Raw genomic sequence first — 18,415 nt, 5'->3', positions numbered from 1 at the left:
GCGTTGGTCATCCTGCCTGCTGTGCAAACTAGTCTATCACATGGGTCGGCGGGCTTGACCTTGCCAGTATCTTCTTGGTCAAGTCTTCAGGCTGCCGTCGCGCGGCCCAACCCTGACTGGAGGTTTCATGTCGAAGGATCTGGTTGATCTCAATACGGAGGAGTTGATCGAAGGATATCGCCGCCACCGGTTTTCGCCGGTGGAGGTCGTGGACGCAGTGATTGAGCGGGCGGAGTCAATTAACCCGGCGCTCAACGCTTTCGTCCTCATCGATGCCGACTGCGGACGCCGGATGGCCCGTGAATCGGAAGCGCGCTGGGCAAAGGGGGAACCGCTCGGGTTGCTGGACGGCATACCGCTACCGTTGAAGGATCTATTGCTCACCAAGGGGTGGCCGTCACTGAAGGGGTCCCACCATACCTCGGCCGATGGGTCTTGGGACCAAGACTCTCCGGTCGTCGCGCGACTGCGCGAAGCGGGCGCGGTTTTCTTCGCCAAAACCACCACACCGGAGTTCGGCTGGAAGGGGCTGACCGACAGCCCGCGGTTTGGCATCACTCGGAATCCCTGGAACCCGCAAAAGACGCCTGGCGGTTCATCCGGCGGCGCTGCGGTTGCCGCGGCTTGCGGTTGTGGTCCCATAGCCCAGGGCGGGGACGCGGGTGGATCCATCCGCATACCGGCTGGATTCACAGGGGTTTTCGGGATCAAACCGACTTTCGGCCGTGTGCCTGCCTTTCCGCCCAGCCCGTTTTCCGGCTTAACCCAGCATGGTCCCATGACGCGAACGGTTGCCGACGCCGCCAGGGCGCTGACGGTCATGGCCAAGCCTGATCCAATCGACTTCAACGGCTTGCCTTATGATGGCGAAGATTACCTGCAAAGCACCCGGCAGCCCTTAGAGCCGTTGCGGATCGCTTTCTCGCCGACCTTGAATGGCGCCGCCGTAGACCCGGAAGTGGCGGCGCTTGTCGCCCAGGCCGCTGCTCGCTTCGAGGAGATGGGTTGTCGGGTAGAGCAGGTGGAACCTCCGATGAAGGGCGTTTACGACATCATAATGACCTACTGGCGGGCAGGCGCCGCTGGGCTTTTCCGGGCACTGGGCGATGTCGACCGTGATCTATTCGATCCGGGGCTGCGGGCGATCGCGGAAGAGGGGATGAAGCTTAGTTTAGCTGACTTCCAAGCGGCTGAAAAAGCACGCAACGAGATGGGCAGCGCCATGCGACAGTTTCACGAGCGATATGACCTGCTGCTGACTCCGAGCTTGCCGATTACGGCCTTTGATGCCGGGCATGACGTTCCGCCGGAATCCGGGATGCGATACTGGATCGACTGGACTCCTTTCTCCTATCCTTTCAACCTGACGCGACAACCTGCCGCTAGCTTGCCTTGTGGGGTTGCAAGTAACGGATTACCGGTGGGATTGCAGATAGTAGGTCCACTTTACCAGGAGGGCAGAATTTTGCGATCTGCCTGGAATTACGAAAGAAATTACGGTTTCCCGGAACTTCCGCCGATGAATTAGGTCTTGTGTCGTTTAATGTATTATGCAAGATTACCGTGCAAGAAAGAGACTGCTCCGGCAGTCTATTTCGGTGAGTTCAGAGCGCTGATTTGAACTTGGCGCTCCGGGTTTTCGGACCTGTTATCCTTCACCCTGGCCCCCCAGGGTTCAACTCGAGGCGAGAAGCTATCAAGCTTTTCGCCTCTTTTTTTTGTCATTTTCTTTGCCTCACTGCGGGTGCCGTGGCATCAAGCAGACATGGCAATGGGGCGGGGAACATCAGGTCTTGATCAAGGAGGGCGCGGCGCCGTGGCCGCCGGGCACCCGGTTACGGCGGCCGCCGCCGCCGAAATGCTGGCAGCGGGTGGTAACGCATTCGATGCCGCTGTCGCCGGTGTCGCTGCCGCCTGTGTTGCCGAACCGGTGCTGGCGTCCCTGGGCGGCGGCGGCTTTCTGACCGCGATGGCGGTAGATGGCGCGCCGCAAGTATACGATTTCTTTGTTCAGACGCCTAAGCGAAAGCGCCCGGCGGCTGTGCTCGACTTTGCCCCTATTGCTTGTGATTTTGGACCCGCCGTGCAGACGTTTCATGCCGGAATGGGAGCCGCGGCGACACCGGGAATTCCGGCCGGCCTGTTTGCGGTGCAGCGGGACCTTGGAAGCCTGCCGATGCGCGATCTTCTGGCCCCGGCCATTAGAGCCGCAAGGGATGGCGTCGCATGGCGTCCGTTTGAAGGTTATGCTTTTGGCATTGTCGAAGGTATCTGGCGATATACGCCCGGGACCGCGGCATTGATCGACGGGTTTTCAGAAACAGAACCACTGCGGCAGCCCGCGCTCGCGGATACGTTGGACGGCCTTGCCCGCGAAGGGGAGGCCTTGTTTTACCGCGGCGAAATAGGCGCCCGTCTTGCGTTGTTGGCGCGTGAGTGCGGCGGCCATCTGACGATGGACGACCTGCGGGGCTACGCCGTACAGCGGCAACCCGCGCTGGCGGCCTCGTTCGCCCGGGCCCGCATCTGGACCGCGCCACCGCCGTCATCGGGTGGGCTTTTGATTGCCTTTGCCCTCGGCTTGCTCGAAGCGCTTGGCGATACCGCCGATACCGCAGTGTTACTGGCGCAGGTCATGGCCGCGACGAACAAGGCTCGCATTGACTCCGGTCTGGCCCTGGCCGAAAACGAGGTGGAAGAGACGCGTGCCATGGGTCAACTTCTATCGCCCGAAACTGTGATGCGTTATCGGAAGGCGATCCTAAATCGCAGCGCAACGGCGCGTGGAACGACGCATCTGAGCATTGTTGACTCGAAAGGCAACCTGGCAGCCGTCACGCTATCCAATGGCGAGGGATGTGGATACATGATCCCGGGCACCGGGATTCACATCAACAACATGCTCGGCGAAGAAGACCTCAATCCTAGGGGTTTTCATCGTTGGACTCCGGACAGCAGAATGATCTCCATGATGTCGCCGACCGTAGCCTTGCTTGATGGCGATCGTCGAATAGCGTTGGGTTCGGGGGGGTCAAATCGGCTGAGAACGGCGATCTTGCAGGTGTTGAGAAACCGCCTGACCCGCGGCTGTACGCTGGCGGAGGCCGTCGCTGCACCACGCTTGCATGTGGAGGGCACGCGATTGTCGCACGAACCGGAAGCCGTTTCCGAGCGGCAAATCACCGACCTTGCCGCGCAATTTGAGCTTGAACCCTGGCCCGAGGCCAACATGTTCTTTGGCGGCGTGCATGCCGTCGAATACAAAAGCGGCGGCCCTTTTCAGGCCGCCGCCGACGCCCGTCGCGCAGGCGTTTCCCTAATTCTTTAGCTAGGCCGATGCCTTTACACCTGACAAAGATCAGGCAGCTTTTGACTCGTCGCGGGTCTTGGTGATGTAGGCGCGTGCGCAATGTTCCTGGCAGTAGGGCTTGCCCGAGACCGCCGGTTCGCCGCAGAAATGGAAATCATTCTCGCCAGGGTCACCGATCGGCCATAGGCAGGCGGAGTTGGCGCTCTTCACTACGGAGCGCTTCTTGAGCGCGGGACGGGCCACGCGAGGTTCGTGGCTGTGCGTTTGGGCAGCAACCGGTGTCGCAGGACGACATTCCATCTTACCGATACGATCAGGTGTTTTGATCATCGGCTTGGTCGTGCGGGGTTTTGTGCTGCCGCCGCGCTTGATAGGCGATGGACGCGCGGGTAGATTTAACCGATGCGCTTTGCCAACGACGGCGTTTTTTGAAACACCAAGCGTTTTACCAATCTCAGAAGCGCTCAATCCCTGTTCCCAAAGGCGTGTCAGCTCGCTAATTCGCTCGTCTGTCCAGGACATGGTTCGCTCCTCCAATCGGGTAGTTTTTGACTATATCTAGTAGTATCCTGCTTCTACATCCACGATATTGAGTGTCTATCAGGGAGTCGAGTCGCGCGAAGGGATTTCCTGTGGATAGAATGGGCACCATGATTTTGCTGTTTACGGACTTTGGGGTGGAAGGCCCTTACGTCGGCCAGATCAAAGCGGTGTTGGCAAAGCGTTTGCCTGGGCAACCGGTTGTCGATCTGATGCACGATGCACCGCGCTTCCGTCCGATCGAAGCCGGACAATTGCTGGCACATCTCCTGGAGGACGTACCGGTCGGATCGAGTCTTGTCTGCGTCGTCGATCCTGGCGTGGGAGGTGCCCGGCGGCCGTTGCTGATGGAGGCCGACGGACGGTTTTTCAGCGGGCCTGACAATGGTTTGTTGGTGGAAGTTGCGCGCGCGGCTCGGTCACTGCGCTGCCAAGAGATACTTTGGCGGCCAAAGCGGTTGTCGAGTTCATTTCATGGACGCGACATCTTTGCGCCGGCGCTGGCCTCGCAGATCGCCGGGAAGCCGATCAAGCAGCGACAGATAGCGAGCGACAGTTTGGTTGGTTGGGATGACCCCGCCGACCCCGCTCGCATCATTTATATCGACGGATTTGGCAACCTGATGACCGGGCTTGATGACGCCATGATGGAGGGCGTACGGGTGCTCAAGGTGGGTCGACGGAAAATTTCACGTGCCCGGACTTTTGACGAGGTGCAAGAAGGGGCCATCTTCTGGTACTTTAATTCTCTGGGCCTCGTTGAGATTGCCGTCAACCAAGGGTCGGCCGCTGAGCTCTTAGGGATGCAGGTTGGTAGCGGCGTAACGCTTTCCTGAGAGCAAGCCGTTTGCTGAGGCAGACTCGTCGCCGCAAGACAAGTTAATGCCCAGGCACCAGCTTAGGGTGCGCATTCTGGAAGGGCCTAGTGGCCTTTTGGGAAAGGGGCAAACCATGCAGATTGTTATCGATAGTACTGACTTTCGCCGTCTGTCCGAAGGGACACGGGATGAAATCCTGGCTGTGTTCTCCGGGACTCGTCCAGCCAGCAAGAATGTCTCACCGGTACCCGTGCCGGCTCGCCGGGAAACACCGGGATTGCGGTGGCGTGAGCCTGTGGTCCTGGACCACGACCAGGCCGCGAAGCTGGTTCATGGCTTGAGCGAGAAGCAGAAGGATATTCTGCGCGCCTTTGCAAACGCCAAAGGTCGGGCTGGCATGAAAGCCCTGACAAAGATCACTGGTGACAAGCATCTCAGCACCATCTCCCAGTTTCAGAATCTCGTTACGCGCAAGCTGCGCCGGATTATCGACGACCCGGACAAGAAGGCACAGCTTTTTGCCTGGGACTTCGACAAAACGAAATGGGATGAGGGTGATACGACCATCATCGATGGGGAGTATTTCGTGGCGCTTCCAACCGCCAAGGTGTTGCGGGAAGTCTTGAAGGTCTAGGCGCCGTACCGTCAAGAACGGCTCTTCTTCATTGGCTCCTTTCTAGCGGCCCTTGAATAGCGGCGGGCGTTTTTCCTTGAAGGCTGTCACGCCTTCGGCGAAATCCTCGCCGCGCGCTGCCTCTGCCTGAAGAGCGCACTCCAGGTCCAACTGCTCGCCGTAGCCTTGATCATAGCTGCGTGCGAGCGCCTGTTTTATGCGACCGAAGCTGGCCGTTGGTCCTTTTGCCAACCGTTCTGCCAAGTCATCGGTGGCGGACCTCAAAGTCTCGTCCGGCACGCAACCGTGGATCATGCCCCAGGATTGCGCGGTTGCGGCGTCAACCGGCTCGGCGGTTAGCATCATCGCCCTGGCGCGGGCCTCGCCGATTAAACGCGGTAGAATCCAACTGCTTCCGCAGTCCGGAATTAGGCCAATTCGCGCAAAAGCCTGCAGAAAACTCGCACTCTCTCCAGCCAGCACGAGGTCGCAGGTCAATGCAAGGCTGCATCCGGCTCCAGCGGCAATACCGCCGACCTCGGCAATCACCGGCTTGCGCAGATTACGGATGCGTTGAAGGAGAGGGTGGTAGAAGCGGTCGAGGGAAAGTGCGACGGCTTCGGCAATGTCGCCCTCTTGAAGCAGAGCGGCTTCACCCAGGTCTTGTCCGGCACAAAACGCGCGGCCTTCACCACCCAGAATCGCCACGCGGATGTTGCTGTCGCCTTCGACGGTGCGAAAGGCCGCATCCAGCTCGCTCAGCATCTCGCGTGTGATAGCGTTCAACTTGTCGGGCCTGTTGAGGCGAATGCGCGCGATGCCGGACGCTTGCTGGAAAAGGATTGTATCAAATGCCATCTCGATTACCTTCCACTGCGTAAACGGTTAGTCGCTTGAATTCTTGTGCGTTGATTTGGTTCTTTCAAAAAGGGTACAGAAGGCGGATGCAGCGACAAAGCGAAACGGGGAAAGGTAGCGGTTTTCTGATTGCCGGGGCCGTCTTTGGTTTTCTGGGCGTGGCGTCCGGAGCTTTTGCTGCGCATGCCCTGAGGGGATCCTTGACGTCGGAGGCCATGGATTGGCTTGCAACCGCGTCACAGTACTGGCTGGTTCATGCGGCGGTCCTGGTTGCGCTAGCCGCGCTCTCGTCGGGCCCACAGCGGCAGGTTGGCCGATTACTGTTGTTTTCCGGATGGGGCATGGTCGCCGGTGGGCTCGCGTTTTCCGGGTCTCTGGCGGTTCTGGCGATAGGGGGACCGCATTTCCTGGTTTGGGTGACGCCACTGGGCGGTAGCTTACTTCTGCTCTCCTGGCTGTCGCTGGCGGGAGCGGGGCTGATGCGCCTGCGCAATTAGGTATCTTTGAGCGCGCGCGGCAAGACTGCTATATCAGCTTTTGGTCAATGACTATGTCAAAGGCTGACCAAGTATCGAAAGGGATTGCCGAAAGTGAGTGACACGCAAAAGATCGACCAGGAACTGGATGCGCGTGGGTTGAAGTGTCCCCTGCCGGTTCTCAAAGCAAGGAAGGCGATGAAAGCGATTCCGCCCGGCGGATTGTTGCGTGTCCTGGCGACTGACCCGAGCGCGGTGGAGGACTTTCAGGCGTTCTGCCGGACGACGGGAGATCACCTGTTGGAAAGCGCAGAAGAACAGGGGCTGTATCGCTTTCTTTTGCGCAAGAAAGCCTGATCTATTCCCCCGCGGGCTGCAGAACGGCCTCACCTGTTTGACCTTGAACCTTCTGAGCGTCGGATTTCTTGAGTTTCCTGTTCTCCAGTGGCCCGACCAGGAAGGTCAGCATCGGCGGTATAATTAGCAGCGTCAGCAGGGCCGATAGCGACAGCCCACCCAGCACCACCGACCCGAGCCCCCGATAAAGTTCGGACCCCGCGCCTGGAAACAGCACCAGAGGCAACATTCCAAAAACCGATGTCAGGGTCGACATGAAGATCGGTCGGATACGGTTGCGGGTTGCCTCAAGAATGGCGGCTGTCGCCTCCATGCCCTCCTCGCGAACATGGAACAGCGTCTGATGGACGATCAGAATGGCATTGTTGACGACGATACCGATCAAGATCACGAAGCCTAACAGCGTCAACATGTCCATCGGCTGGTAAACATAGGTGTTCAGCGCTGCCAACCCACCAATGCCACCGGCCGCAGCGAGCGGCACGGCGAGTAGAATGATCAATGGATAAATAAAGCTCTCGAACAGAACCGCCATCACCAGATAGACGATGACGATGGCAAGGAGCAGATCCAGCACCATGGCATCCCAGGTTTCGCTGAGTTTATCGGCCGTGCCGGAAATGGTCATGGACATTCCAGGCGGCAGACCCTCCGCGATCATGGGACCAATCACTTTTTCCTGCAGTATCTCGACCGCCTGCTCCAAGGGAAGTTGAGCGATGGGGCGAATCTCCAGTGTGATGGTGCGGAGTCGGTCACGATGTCGAATTTCCGTCGGGCCAGACGTCAACTCAACCTTTGCCAGGGATCCGGCGGGAATTATCTGACCGATTTGCGTCACGACAGGAAGATTGGCAATTCCTTGTGTTTCCGTGATCTCCGATTCCGGGCCACGCAATGTCAGGTCCAACTGCTGGGTCCCGACCGTGACTTCAACGACGCGCAAGCCGTCGTTGAAGGCGTCGATCGTGTCGGCCAGTTCCTGTGCAGTGACACCGTTGTCGGCAAGCCGAATGCGATCTGGCAGAACGCGCAGTTCCGGAGCGCCCAATTCAAGACCCGGATTTGGGCGGTACTGATTTCCGACCTCGCGCGGCAGCACGGCTTGCGCCCTGCCAAAGGCCTCCTGTGCTACACCAACGATCTCCTCCAAATCGGGCCCACGGATATCGAGATCGATCTTGCGCCCGGAACCAATGCCCCGCCCGAAAATAGAGGGCTGGCTGATGAACCCGAACGTGCCGGGCTCCACGAACGCATGTTGCTGGAGGACCGGTATCAACTCCGCAGCCTTTTGTGATTCGGCGGAAATGGCGCCTAAGAAAGTGTTTCCGCGCGTTGCTACGAAGAAGAAGCGCTCGATCTTCGGAGGCCCGCCGAGCTCCCGCTCCGGTCCTGATTCGGTGACCCAAAGGGGTTTGATTTCCTGTTCAATCTTGCCGGCGATCTCGGCCATGGTTGGCAGATTGTATCCGGGTGGCGGTACAATGACGCCAAACACCAGGTTACGGTTGCCCTCCGGCAGGTATTCCAGTTTGGGAAGGAAAACCCAAGCGCTGAAGGCGGCAACACAGGTAACCGTCCCTACCACCAGGAATGCAACGATTTTGCGCCGCACGACGACGGACAGGAAGCCAAGGACGAAGCGCACGAACACTTGAGCCAGATCATCGATGATTGGCAGTCGAATTTTGGTTAGCGAGCGTTCCTTGTCACGATCACTGGTCAATCCGAAGAGCTTGCTGGAGAGAGCCGGTATCACCGTGACCGAGACCAGCAGCGATAATAGGACCGAAACCGAAATTGCAACCGCGATGTCCCGGAAAAGCTGCCCGACTTCCAATTCCATGATCAGAATCGGGATGAAAACCATTACCGTCGTGAGAGCAGATACGAGCACGGCTCCCCAAACCTGATTCGCGCCGATAAATGCGGCCTCTCTGGCGCTGTATCCGCGTTCGCGCAGGCGGTAGATGTTCTCCAGCACGACAATGGCGGCGTCGACCACCATGCCTACGGAAAATGCGAGCCCGGCCAGTGAGATAACGTTGATGGAACGACCGAGCGCGGCCATGGCGACGAACGCGCCGATGACCGATACAGGAATGGCCAGCGAGATGACCAGTGTTGCGCGGAATGAGCGAAGGAACAGCAGCAACAGAATTGCCGCCAATGAACCGCCGATATAGATGTTCTGTTCGACCAGATCGATGGCTGAGTTGATGTAGACGGTTTCGTCGTAAACCTGGTTGACCTGCAGTCCGGCATTCGGCACGACGAAGGCATTGAGGTCGTCCAACGCTTCACGAATGCCGCGCATCGTCTCGATGACGTTGGCGCCGGTATCGCGAACGGCGTTGAATGCGATGGTGGATTGACCGAGTTGGCGGATCGTCGCCGTGGGTTCTTTGTATGAGAAGGCAACCTTGGCGATATCACCAATTGTCACGCGCGCCAGCCGGCCGGTCGCGGTGTCCTCGAAGGAGCGTACAACCACGGAACGAACCGCTTCCAGGCTGTCGAGCTCGCCTTCGGTCCGCACCACGTAGCGGCGCTTGCCTTCTTCCACGTCTCCGGCCGAGGTATTGGTGTTGGCGCGCCGCAGTGCTTCTATTATCCGGGTAACTGTCAGGCCATAGCGGGCCATCCGCTCAGGCTCCACAACAACCTGGATTTCCCTTTCCGATCCGCCGAAGTAGTTGACTTTCGCAACACCGGGGACCCGTTCGATGCGCTCGGCTATGACATCTTCGACGAAGTCGCCGAAGGTGTGTATCGGCTGCTCAACGCCGGGTAGGCGCGTGACGACAAACCATGCAATGGGATTGTCTTCCGAGCCGGAGGTGTCCAGCGTCGGCTCGTCGGCCTCATTGGGATAGCCAGGCACCCGGTCCAGCCTGTTGGCGGTCAACAGCAAGGCACGATCCATATTCGTGCCGACTGCAAATTCGAGAGTGACACGAGCGCGGCCGGTCTCGGCCCGAGAGGTAATCTCCTCCAGCCCCTCCAGCCCCTTGAGGACATCCTCCTGTTCGACGACTATCTCACGTTCGATTTCCGCCGGCGCGGCTCCGGCCCAAGTTGTCTCGATAGTAATCGTCGGCTGCCGCACATCCGGCGCCAGTTGGATGGGAATGGCCTGAAGCGCCACCATCCCGAAGAGCACCACCATCAAAACCACGGCAATGACGGCGATGGGCCTCTCGATAGCGCCGCGAATCAGGTTCATCCCTGCGGCTCCTGCTTTGGCTGACTCGAAGGCGTAGAATCAGCCGGGGCCGCCTGGCCGTTTAGAACCTGAACTTCCTGGCCTGGACGCAATCGCTCGTTGCCGCGTATCACGGCCTGCTCGCCGTCTTCCAAGCCGCTGATCACTTCGAAACGGGCGCCGCTTGCTTCTCCAAGCGTTACTTCGCGGACCTCGGCCTTTCCATCGACAATCACGAAAACGGTCGTTCCATCACCCCGACGGAGAATCGCGTCCTTATGTACCGTCATCACTTCCCTGGGGGCGCTAACCGGGACCAGGACCGTGACGGATTGCTCGGCGGCCAGGTTGGCGCCATTACCCGACAGATCTGGCACGAAGCGTACCGGTCGTGTCCGCGTTAACGGATTTTCCGAAGGCACGATCGCGCGGACGCGCGCCGTGTAACGGTGCGTGCCACTGTCCAAGGTGATTTCGACGGTGCTGCCGGGGGTCAGGCCAGCCAGCCGATTCGCCGGAACATCGGCTTCGACTTCCAGATCGCTGTCGGCGATCATGCGCACCACTGGGTCTCCCAAGCTCACGAAAGCGCCGGTTTCCGTCAGCCGCTGTGTCACAACACCGTCGTAAGGGGCTGCGACCGTTGTATAGCGAAGATCGATCTCGGCGAGCGTCAAAGCAGACTGCGCGCGGTTAACCAGGGCCTTGGCCACGGTAATGCGTGCGGTAGCGGCATTGACGGTTTGCAATTGGTCTTCAAAGCGTGCGCCGCTGAAAGCCGAGGACCCTTTGAGCCCTTCGATCCGCTTCAGGTTCTGCCGTTCCAGGTTGAGCTCCGCATCACGCACTTGGAGGTTTGCCTTGGCGTTGTCCAACGCCGCCGCGGCGTCATCGCGGATGGCCTTCAAACGCTCCTCGTCTAAATGGGCGATTGGATCGCCTGCATTCAGTCGATCGCCAACCTCCACCACAAATCGCTCGATTGCACCGGAGGTGCGAGCGGCAACCACGCCGGCCTGTCTGGGGACAAGGCGCCCCAGAACCGGAACTTTCTGCGACAGGAGCGTGCTGCGGACGGCATCCACGCGCACGGCCATGGCTTGCTGCCCCTGAGCCTGAGTTGCTGCGGGTAGGATGGCCATTGAGGCGGCAAGAAACAGCCCTGTCACAACCATCGGCGCGCGCTGCAGCCAGCTAACACACGCAGCCTTTCGATCAGCTTTCACTGGACCAATGTCCTTTTGCTCTCAATCATGGTTTGAGGAACGGGAGATCGTTACAGAAGTCTATCATTAACGCCAGTTTTCAATTGCACCGCCGGAACCGCGGTTATAGGTGAGCAGAAGGGCGAAAGGTAAGTCAAATGACAACGTTGCTATACAGCCACCAGGCCTGTTTGGCACATGATACCGGGACGATGCACCCGGAGAGTCCCGCTCGCTTGGACGCTGTTATTGCTGCATTGGAAGAGCCTGGCTTCGAGGTGCTGGTTCGGCGCGACGCGCCACTTGCGGAACGGAAAACGTTGGAGCTTGCGCATTCTGCGGAGTATGTCGCGAGAATATTTGCCGATTTGCCCAAGCGGGGTCTGCGCGCTTTGGATGGCGGCGATACGCTGGTATCACCTGGGTCTGGCGAGGCCGCATTGCGTGCGGCCGGGGCTTTGGCGGCGGCGGTTGATGCGGTCGTGGCAGGGGAGGCGCGCAATGCCTTTTGCGCCGTGCGGCCGCCGGGGCACCATGCCGAACGCCAGACGGCGATGGGTTTCTGCCTTTTTAACAACGTCGCGATCGGTGCGCTCCATGCCCGTGTCGTACACGGCTGCCGGCGGGTTGCAGTGGTCGATTTCGATGTGCATCACGGCAACGGCACACAGGACATTTTCTGGGACGATCCCGATTTGATGCTGTTCTCGACGCATCAAATGCCGCTTTATCCGGGAACAGGTGCCGCTACCGAAAGCGGGTGCAACCACAACATTGTGAATCTGCCCTTGCCACCCATGGCCGGATCGCAACAATTTCGTCAGGCGATGGACGATTCCGTTTTTCCTCGTCTGACGCGTTTCAATCCGGATTTTATCCTGATATCGGCGGGATTCGATGCGCACACCGACGACCCCTTGGCATCCTTGTGCCTGCATGAGGATGACTTCTCCTGGGTGACGTGTGAAATCGCTGCGATAGCGGATCAGGTTTGTGGCGGACGGGTAGTCTCGACGCTGGAAGGCGGTTACGATCTGGAATCGCTCGCACGGTCTGCGGCGGCTCATGTGAAGGCGCTGATGAACGCGTGAGGTCATGACATCATTGCTGCCCACGAGGGTGGCGGAAAGGGACGACGAGAGATGAGTAAGGCTGAGGCCGCTGACGAGATTGGGAAGATGAGCTTTGAAGAGGCTCTGGCTGAGCTGAAAGGCATCGTCGAGCGTCTGGAGCAGGGCGATGGAAAACTTGAAGAGTCGATCGACATTTATCAGCGCGGCGCGCTCTTGAAACAGCACTGCGATTCCAAATTACGCGCAGCGCAGGAGCGAATTGAGAAAATCACATTGACCAAGGACGGGCAGCCGGCCGGCAGCGAACCCCTGGATCTGGAATAGCGTGGCATCTTTGTTTGAAACAAAACTGGCCGAAACCGCTGCGGCGGTCCAGGTGCGCCTGGATCAATTGCTGCCAATGGTGGATGGGCCCGAAGCGCAAGTCGTCGCGGCAATGCGCCTAGCTTGCCTCGCAGGCGGTAAACGTCTGCGACCTTTTCTGGTTGCAGAGTCTTCTGCTTTGTTCCAGGTGCCTCGGGAGCGGGCGCTGACCGTCGGTGCCGCGGTGGAGATGCTGCATAGCTACTCTTTGGTCCACGATGATCTTCCAGCCATGGACGACAGCGATCTCAGACGCGGGCAGCCCACATTGCACAAAACCTACGATGAGGCGACCGCGATCCTGGCGGGCGACGGCCTACTGACCGAGGCCTTTCAAGTCCTAGCGTCGCCGGAAAGCCACCCGGATCCGGCTATCAGGATCGAACTTACCGCGGCATTGGCACGTGCCGCGGGCGCGGCTGGGATGGTCGGCGGCCAGATGATCGACGTTGCCGCCGACCGTGGCGCGCTCCGCCTTGATTTGCCGGGAATAACAAGACTGCAGGCGCTTAAGACCGGCGCACTGATGGGATTCTCGGTCATGGCGGGGGCGATCCTCGGTTGTGCCGGCAAGCCCGAACGCACAGCTTTGGAGGATTATGCCGCGGACCTGGGGTTGGCGTTCCAGATTCGGGACGATCTTCTGGACTGCGAGGGGACGCCATCCGAACTCGGCAAGCCGGTCGGTCAGGACAAGACCCTGCAAAAAGCCACATTCGTCAGCCTTCTTGGTGCGGAGGAAGCGAGAAAAAAGGCTGCCTTGCTAGTCGATTCGGCTGTTGCGCGCCTTGATATTTTCGCTGAAAAGGCCGACCTTCTCCGGCAGGCGGCGCTGTTCGTCTTGGAGCGGCGTCTATAACCTCTGCGCGCGGTTCAAGGCTTGTCCGCGAGACAGTAGTGATAAGCGATGGGAGAGGAAGAGTTTGTCCGATAACAACACCACGCCCCTGCTCGACCAGGTAAAGCTGCCTGAAGATCTGCGGCGATTGGAAGCAAGCGCGTTGCGCCAGCTCGCCGATGAACTGCGTCAGGCAACGATCGAGGCCGTTTCGACCACCGGGGGGCACCTCGGAGCTGGGCTGGGTGTTGTGGAGTTGACGACGGCAATCCACTACGTCTTCAACACACCGAAAGACAAGCTGATCTGGGACGTAGGCCACCAGTGCTATCCCCATAAGATTCTAACCGGGCGTCGCGACGAAATGAAAACGCTGCGCCAAGGCGGCGGGCTTTCCGGTTTCACCAGCCGTAAGGAGAGTGTTTACGATCCCTTCGGTGCGGCTCACTCTTCGACGTCGATTTCAGCTGGGTTGGGATTTGCTGTTGCCCGCGATCTGGCGGGTGAGGACGGCAATGTCATCGCGGTGATCGGTGATGGAGCGCTTTCCGCTGGGATGGCCTATGAGGCAATGAACAACGCGGGCGCGCAGCGCAGCCGCTTGATTGTCATTCTGAACGACAATGATATGTCGATCGCACCGCCCGTCGGTGCCATGAGCGCCTATTTGTCGCAGCTCATTTCCTCCAAGCCCTATCAGTCGGTTCGGCATCTGGGTAAGGAGATTGCCAGTAAATTTCCACGCGCGCTTGAGAAGGCGGCTCAACGAGCCGAGGAATTCGCCAGGGGTATGCTGACCGGCGGCACCTTGTTCGAGGAGCTCGGGTTCTTCTATCTAGGGCCGATCGATGGCCACAACCTCGATCACCTGTTGCCGGTGCTCAGGAATGCGCGAGACAGTGATTATGACGGCCCGATCCTGATCCATGTCGTGACCCAGAAGGGCAAAGGCTACAAACCCGCCGAGGAATCCGCTGACAAGTACCATGGCGTCGCCAAGTTCGATGTTGTAACGGGCAAGCAAGCCAAAGCCGCTGCGGCAGCGCCCAGTTATACCAACATCTTTGCCAAAGGCCTGATCGCCGAAGCGGAGGTGGACGACCGAATCGTCGCCCTTACTGCGGCCATGCCTTCGGGTACCGGTTTGAACAAGTTCGCCGAGCGGTTTCCGAAGCGGTGTTTTGATGTCGGTATCGCCGAGCAGCATGCCGTGACCTTTGCTGCCGGACTGGCGGCGGAGGGCTTCAAGCCTTTCGCGACCATCTATTCGACCTTCTTGCAGCGGGCTTATGACCAAGTGGTCCACGACGTTGCGATCCAGGGCCTGCCGGTTCGCTTTGCCATCGACCGAGCCGGTATGGTCGGCGCCGACGGTGTAACGCACCAGGGTTCTTACGACGTGACCTACCTGGGGTGTTTGCCGGGGATGGTTTTAATGGCCGCCGCGGATGAAGCCGAGTTGATGCACATGGTGGCGACGGCAGCCACCATAGATGATCGCCCGTCCGCGTTGCGTTATCCGCGCGGCGAGGCCTCGGGACTGGTTACCTTGCCGGACCGTGGCACGCCCCTGGAGATCGGCAAAGGCCGTATCCTGCGCGAAGGTACGCGCGTTGCCGTGTTGTCCTACGGCACGCGGATGCTAGAAGCGCTTAAGGCAGCAGAAGCTCTGGGCGCACGAGGTTTGAGCACCACGGTAGCCGATGCGCGCTTTGCCAAGCCTTTGGATCAGGAACTGCTGCGCCGTCTGGCAAGCGAACACGAGGTCCTGATCACCGTCGAGGAGGGGGCCATCGGCGGCTTTGCCGCGCAGGTGGTTCATACCTTGGCATGGGAAGGGTTGCTCGATGGCGGCCTGAAGTTCCGGCCCCTTTATCTGCCGGATGTCTTCATAGATCACGACAAGCCCGAAAAGCAGTACGAGCAGGCGGGCCTAACCGCTCAGCACATCGTCAATACAGCCCTCCTCGCGTTGGGGTACAACGAGGCCGAGGCAGCGCCTGTGCGGGCCTGATCGGCGCGACGGCAGGCAAATGGCTAAGAAACGCGTTGATCAATTGCTGGTGGAGCGTGGCTTGGTGGAAACCAGGACCAAGGCCCAGGCCTTGATCATGGCAGGGCTAGTCTTCACGGGTACGCAGCGTATCGACAAACCGGGCCATCAGCTCGCCGATGACAAGCCATTATCGTTGAAAGGCCAGGACCATCCCTGGGTCAGCCGGGGCGGCTTGAAGCTTGATAAGGCGATCACCCAATTCAACCTTCCGGTCGCAGGACGAATCTGTGCGGATGTCGGGGCCTCTACCGGCGGCTTTACTGATGTGCTCTTAACGCGAGAGGCAAAGCGCGTTTATGCGGTGGATGTCGGCCATGGACAGCTCGCCTGGAAGCTACGCCAGGATCCGCGCGTGGTGGTGCTGGAGCGTACCAATGCCCGTCACTTGACCGCGGACCTCATCCCAGATCCCTTGGACGCGGTTGTCTGCGATGCCTCCTTTATCGGTCTAGAGACGGTTTTGCCCGCGGCGTTGTTGCTGACCGCTCCCGGCGCTTGGCTGGCGGCGCTGATCAAACCACAGTTCGAAGTCGGCAAGGAGCGAGTCGGCAAAGGCGGTGTCGTGCGCGACGAAGCCTTGCATCAGGAAGTTTGCGAGCGGATCGGCGCCTGGGTTGCGGCGCTGCCGGGTTGGGCCGTCCTGGGTATTACCGAAAGCCCCATTACCGGGCCCGAGGGCAACCGGGAGTTCCTGATAGCGGCGCAGCGGAGTCTGTGAGGATCCAACGGCCGCTATTGCCTGAAGCGCGAATCTTGCAAAAGTCTGCTCTGCGGATTTCCAGTTAGCGCGTCGCTGATCATCAACCAGCGTGCAGCGAATTGCTCCAGGCGGGTCAAGGTCGAAAGCGGCTTGCCAATTGCTTCCTCGATGAATGCGGCGAAGGGGTCCTGTTCCTCGGGGAAGGGCACCAGGGCGATGGCTTCACCTGGGGGAACTCCCGCAGCTTCTTTGGCTAAATCGATTGCGGTGCTAAGTCCGCCGAGTGCGTCCACCAAACCGACTTCCAGAGCATCCGCGCCGCTCCAAATTCGGCCACCTGCAACCGCGTCTATTTGTTCGGCATCGAAACCGCGTCCGGCGGCGGCTTTGCCCGTGAAGTCCGCGTAGACCTCATCCAACATGGTCTGAAAGAGTTTCCACTGTTCCGGAGTGAAGTCCTGTGTGGCTGAATAGAATCCGGCATTCTTGCCGGCTTCCGCGCCACCCATCGAAAGCTGCAGCTTTTCCAAAACTTCCTCGACCACGAACTTGCCCGAGACCACGCCGATTGAGCCGGTGATCGTCATCGGTTGCGCCACGATCTTGTCCGCGGCCATGGCGATGAAGTATCCGCCGGAAGCCGCTAGGTTGCCCATGGATACGATCACCGGCTTACCCACGGCGCGCGCGCGGGTCACTTGGTGCCAGATGGTGTCGGAGGCCACGTAGGATCCGCCTGGGCTGTCAACGCGGAGGACGATGGCTTTGATCGCATCGTCTTCGATCGCATCGGAGAGGGCTTTGGCCATGCGGTCTGAGGTGATGCCACTACCGCCGCCCAGCGGTGACGGCCCGGAATCGGTGAGCGTAATTCCGCCCTGGCCGCGTACCAGCGCTATCTTCGTCGCCGATTCGGGTGCGGGAACGCGCGAGAGGGAGGCATAACGGGCCAATCCCATCCTAGCTGGCTCCGTGCTCTCGGTCGCACTCTCGATCTCAGCCTCAACCTCGTCCCAGTAACCCAGGTGATCCACCAGCCCCAGGTCCAGCGCCTGCTGACCGTTCAGTGGGGCGCTGTCGATAATCTCCCGCACTTTCGTCTCGCTCAAACCGCGCGCCTCGGCAATGCCCTTGGCGGTCTCTTCCAGGAAGGAGTCCACGAGGTCGGTGAGGTTCTCCCGGATGGCTTCTGGCTGCTCGCGCTCAGTCAAGGAACTGCCAACGCCCTTGTACTCTTCTCTTTGGTCGAAGCGTGGCACGACTCCCACCATCTCCAGGGCGCCGCCAATAAAGGGCTGCTCAAATCGGAATCCGGTGATTGGCAGGCTGGCGGACGGCTGAATCCAGACCTTCTCGAAAGCGGTGGCAAGGTAGAAGTGGGGCATGGCTTCGCCGGCTTCCCCGAAGGTTTCGGCAAAGGCGATGGTGGGTTTGCCGGACTCGCGGAACTTCAACACGGCGTCGCGCAACTCAGAGGTTTGGGCCAATCCCAAATCGCCCCGGCCTAGGTGCGCAACGACGGCCAGGACTTTCGGGTCGTCAGCGGCGCGTTCCAGAGCTTCTACCGCATCGGAAAGGAGTAGCGGTCGCTTGCCCAGTCGGGCCAAGTCGAGCAAGCCGTCCTGCGGGCCGTTCTCCGCCAAACCCTGGGCCAAATCGAGTTCGAGCACGGTTTCGGCGGGGATCTTCTCCTCACCGACCAGCTTCTTTACCTCGGGAACCTGCGAACCGTAGTAAATGAGCGCCGCGGTACCGGCAACCAGGATGAACCCAATACTTGCCAGCAATCCAACTATGGACTTGAGCAAGAAGACAATGATGCGCATGTTCTCTCCGCTTGGCCGTCTGACCGATTGCTTGCCACCGTTAATGTGCTTCTCACCGGCGGCTTGTCGATTTTTGGTGCTCGTTGCGCGCACCCTTTGGTGATTATCGCCTCTAGGATGAACGCTTGGCAGCGCTCAAGCAAAGGTAACTTCAGTTAAACCTTCTATTGAACT

The 18,415-nt window shown here is 59.5% G+C and carries 16 protein-coding genes; 11 read left to right on the top strand and 5 right to left on the bottom strand.

Features of this window, described 5'->3' with window-relative positions; all coding sequences use genetic code 11:
• Positions 1-127: 127 nt before the first annotated feature.
• Positions 128-1,528, top strand: coding sequence for an amidase (locus tag ABIE63_RS08465; protein WP_354503993.1), 1,401 nt, complete (start codon positions 128-130; stop codon positions 1,526-1,528).
• Positions 1,529-1,816: 288 nt separating this feature from the next.
• Positions 1,817-3,328, top strand: a complete 1,512-nt coding sequence (locus ABIE63_RS08460) for a gamma-glutamyltransferase (protein ID WP_354503992.1) — start codon at positions 1,817-1,819, stop codon at positions 3,326-3,328.
• A gap of 30 nt (positions 3,329-3,358) precedes the next feature.
• Here the strand turns inward: ABIE63_RS08460 and ABIE63_RS08455 are convergent, their stop codons facing one another.
• A complete protein-coding gene (locus ABIE63_RS08455) occupies positions 3,359-3,832 on the bottom strand; it encodes a GcrA family cell cycle regulator (protein WP_183415917.1) in 474 nt (157 codons plus the stop codon).
• A gap of 128 nt (positions 3,833-3,960) precedes the next feature.
• On the opposite strand from ABIE63_RS08455, the gene ABIE63_RS08450 reads away from it, so the two are divergent.
• Positions 3,961-4,686 (top strand): SAM-dependent chlorinase/fluorinase, encoded by a 726-nt coding sequence (locus ABIE63_RS08450; RefSeq protein ID WP_354503991.1) that lies wholly within the window; start codon positions 3,961-3,963, stop codon positions 4,684-4,686.
• A 115-nt stretch (positions 4,687-4,801) separates the two neighbouring features.
• The gene (locus ABIE63_RS08445; RefSeq protein ID WP_183415915.1) at positions 4,802-5,302 is read left to right on the top strand and encodes a hypothetical protein; all 501 of its coding nucleotides are present in this window, start codon (positions 4,802-4,804) and stop codon (positions 5,300-5,302) included.
• 42 nt (positions 5,303-5,344) lie between these two features.
• On the opposite strand, the gene ABIE63_RS08440 is transcribed toward ABIE63_RS08445, so the two are convergent.
• Positions 5,345-6,139, bottom strand: coding sequence for an enoyl-CoA hydratase-related protein (locus tag ABIE63_RS08440; protein WP_354503990.1), 795 nt, complete (start codon positions 6,137-6,139; stop codon positions 5,345-5,347).
• Positions 6,140-6,225: 86 nt separating this feature from the next.
• Here ABIE63_RS08440 and ABIE63_RS08435 point away from each other — a divergent pair, with 86 nt between their 5' ends.
• Complete coding sequence (locus tag ABIE63_RS08435; protein ID WP_354503988.1) at positions 6,226-6,636, top strand: DUF423 domain-containing protein; 411 nt, start codon at positions 6,226-6,228, stop codon at positions 6,634-6,636.
• Positions 6,637-6,729: 93 nt separating this feature from the next.
• Positions 6,730-6,972: a sulfurtransferase TusA family protein gene (locus ABIE63_RS08430; protein ID WP_322091223.1), complete on the top strand. Its 243-nt coding sequence runs from the start codon at positions 6,730-6,732 to the stop codon at positions 6,970-6,972.
• A 1-nt stretch (position 6,973) separates the two neighbouring features.
• Here the strand turns inward: ABIE63_RS08430 and ABIE63_RS08425 are convergent, their stop codons facing one another.
• Positions 6,974-10,201, bottom strand: a complete 3,228-nt coding sequence (locus ABIE63_RS08425) for an efflux RND transporter permease subunit (protein WP_354503987.1) — start codon at positions 10,199-10,201, stop codon at positions 6,974-6,976.
• Positions 10,198-11,406, bottom strand: a complete 1,209-nt coding sequence (locus tag ABIE63_RS08420) for an efflux RND transporter periplasmic adaptor subunit (RefSeq protein WP_183415911.1) — start codon at positions 11,404-11,406, stop codon at positions 10,198-10,200. Before ABIE63_RS08420 ends, ABIE63_RS08425 begins: the two co-directional genes overlap by 4 nt.
• A 137-nt stretch (positions 11,407-11,543) precedes the next feature.
• Here ABIE63_RS08420 and ABIE63_RS08415 point away from each other — a divergent pair, with 137 nt between their 5' ends.
• The 5 genes from ABIE63_RS08415 (at position 11,544) to ABIE63_RS08395 (ending at position 16,433) form a co-directional block, all read left to right on the top strand.
• Entirely contained in the window at positions 11,544-12,476 is a 933-nt protein-coding gene (locus ABIE63_RS08415) for a histone deacetylase family protein (RefSeq protein WP_354503985.1), read from the top strand.
• A gap of 51 nt (positions 12,477-12,527) precedes the next feature.
• Positions 12,528-12,782, top strand: a complete 255-nt coding sequence (locus tag ABIE63_RS08410) for an exodeoxyribonuclease VII small subunit (RefSeq protein ID WP_354503984.1) — start codon at positions 12,528-12,530, stop codon at positions 12,780-12,782.
• Between the two features lies 1 nt (position 12,783).
• Positions 12,784-13,680 carry a polyprenyl synthetase family protein gene (locus tag ABIE63_RS08405; protein ID WP_354503983.1) on the top strand — a complete coding sequence of 299 codons (897 nt, stop codon included), beginning with the start codon at positions 12,784-12,786 and terminating at the stop codon, positions 13,678-13,680.
• Between the two features lie 64 nt (positions 13,681-13,744).
• Positions 13,745-15,673 carry a 1-deoxy-D-xylulose-5-phosphate synthase gene (gene dxs / locus ABIE63_RS08400; RefSeq protein WP_354503982.1) on the top strand — a complete coding sequence of 643 codons (1,929 nt, stop codon included), beginning with the start codon at positions 13,745-13,747 and terminating at the stop codon, positions 15,671-15,673.
• 19 nt (positions 15,674-15,692) lie between these two features.
• Positions 15,693-16,433, top strand: a complete 741-nt coding sequence (locus ABIE63_RS08395) for a TlyA family RNA methyltransferase (protein WP_354503981.1) — start codon at positions 15,693-15,695, stop codon at positions 16,431-16,433.
• 14 nt (positions 16,434-16,447) lie between these two features.
• On the opposite strand, the gene sppA is transcribed toward ABIE63_RS08395, so the two are convergent.
• Positions 16,448-18,241, bottom strand: coding sequence for a signal peptide peptidase SppA (gene sppA, locus ABIE63_RS08390; protein WP_354503980.1), 1,794 nt, complete (start codon positions 18,239-18,241; stop codon positions 16,448-16,450).
• Positions 18,242-18,415 lie beyond the last annotated feature (174 nt).

Origin of the sequence: Limibacillus sp. MBR-115 (genome assembly GCF_040549425.1) — a bacterium.
Lineage (GTDB): Bacteria > Pseudomonadota > Alphaproteobacteria > Kiloniellales > CECT-8803 > Limibacillus > Limibacillus halophilus.
The sequence above is the reverse complement of the archived record's forward strand: the minus strand, read 5'-3'. Positions and strand labels throughout refer to the sequence as shown.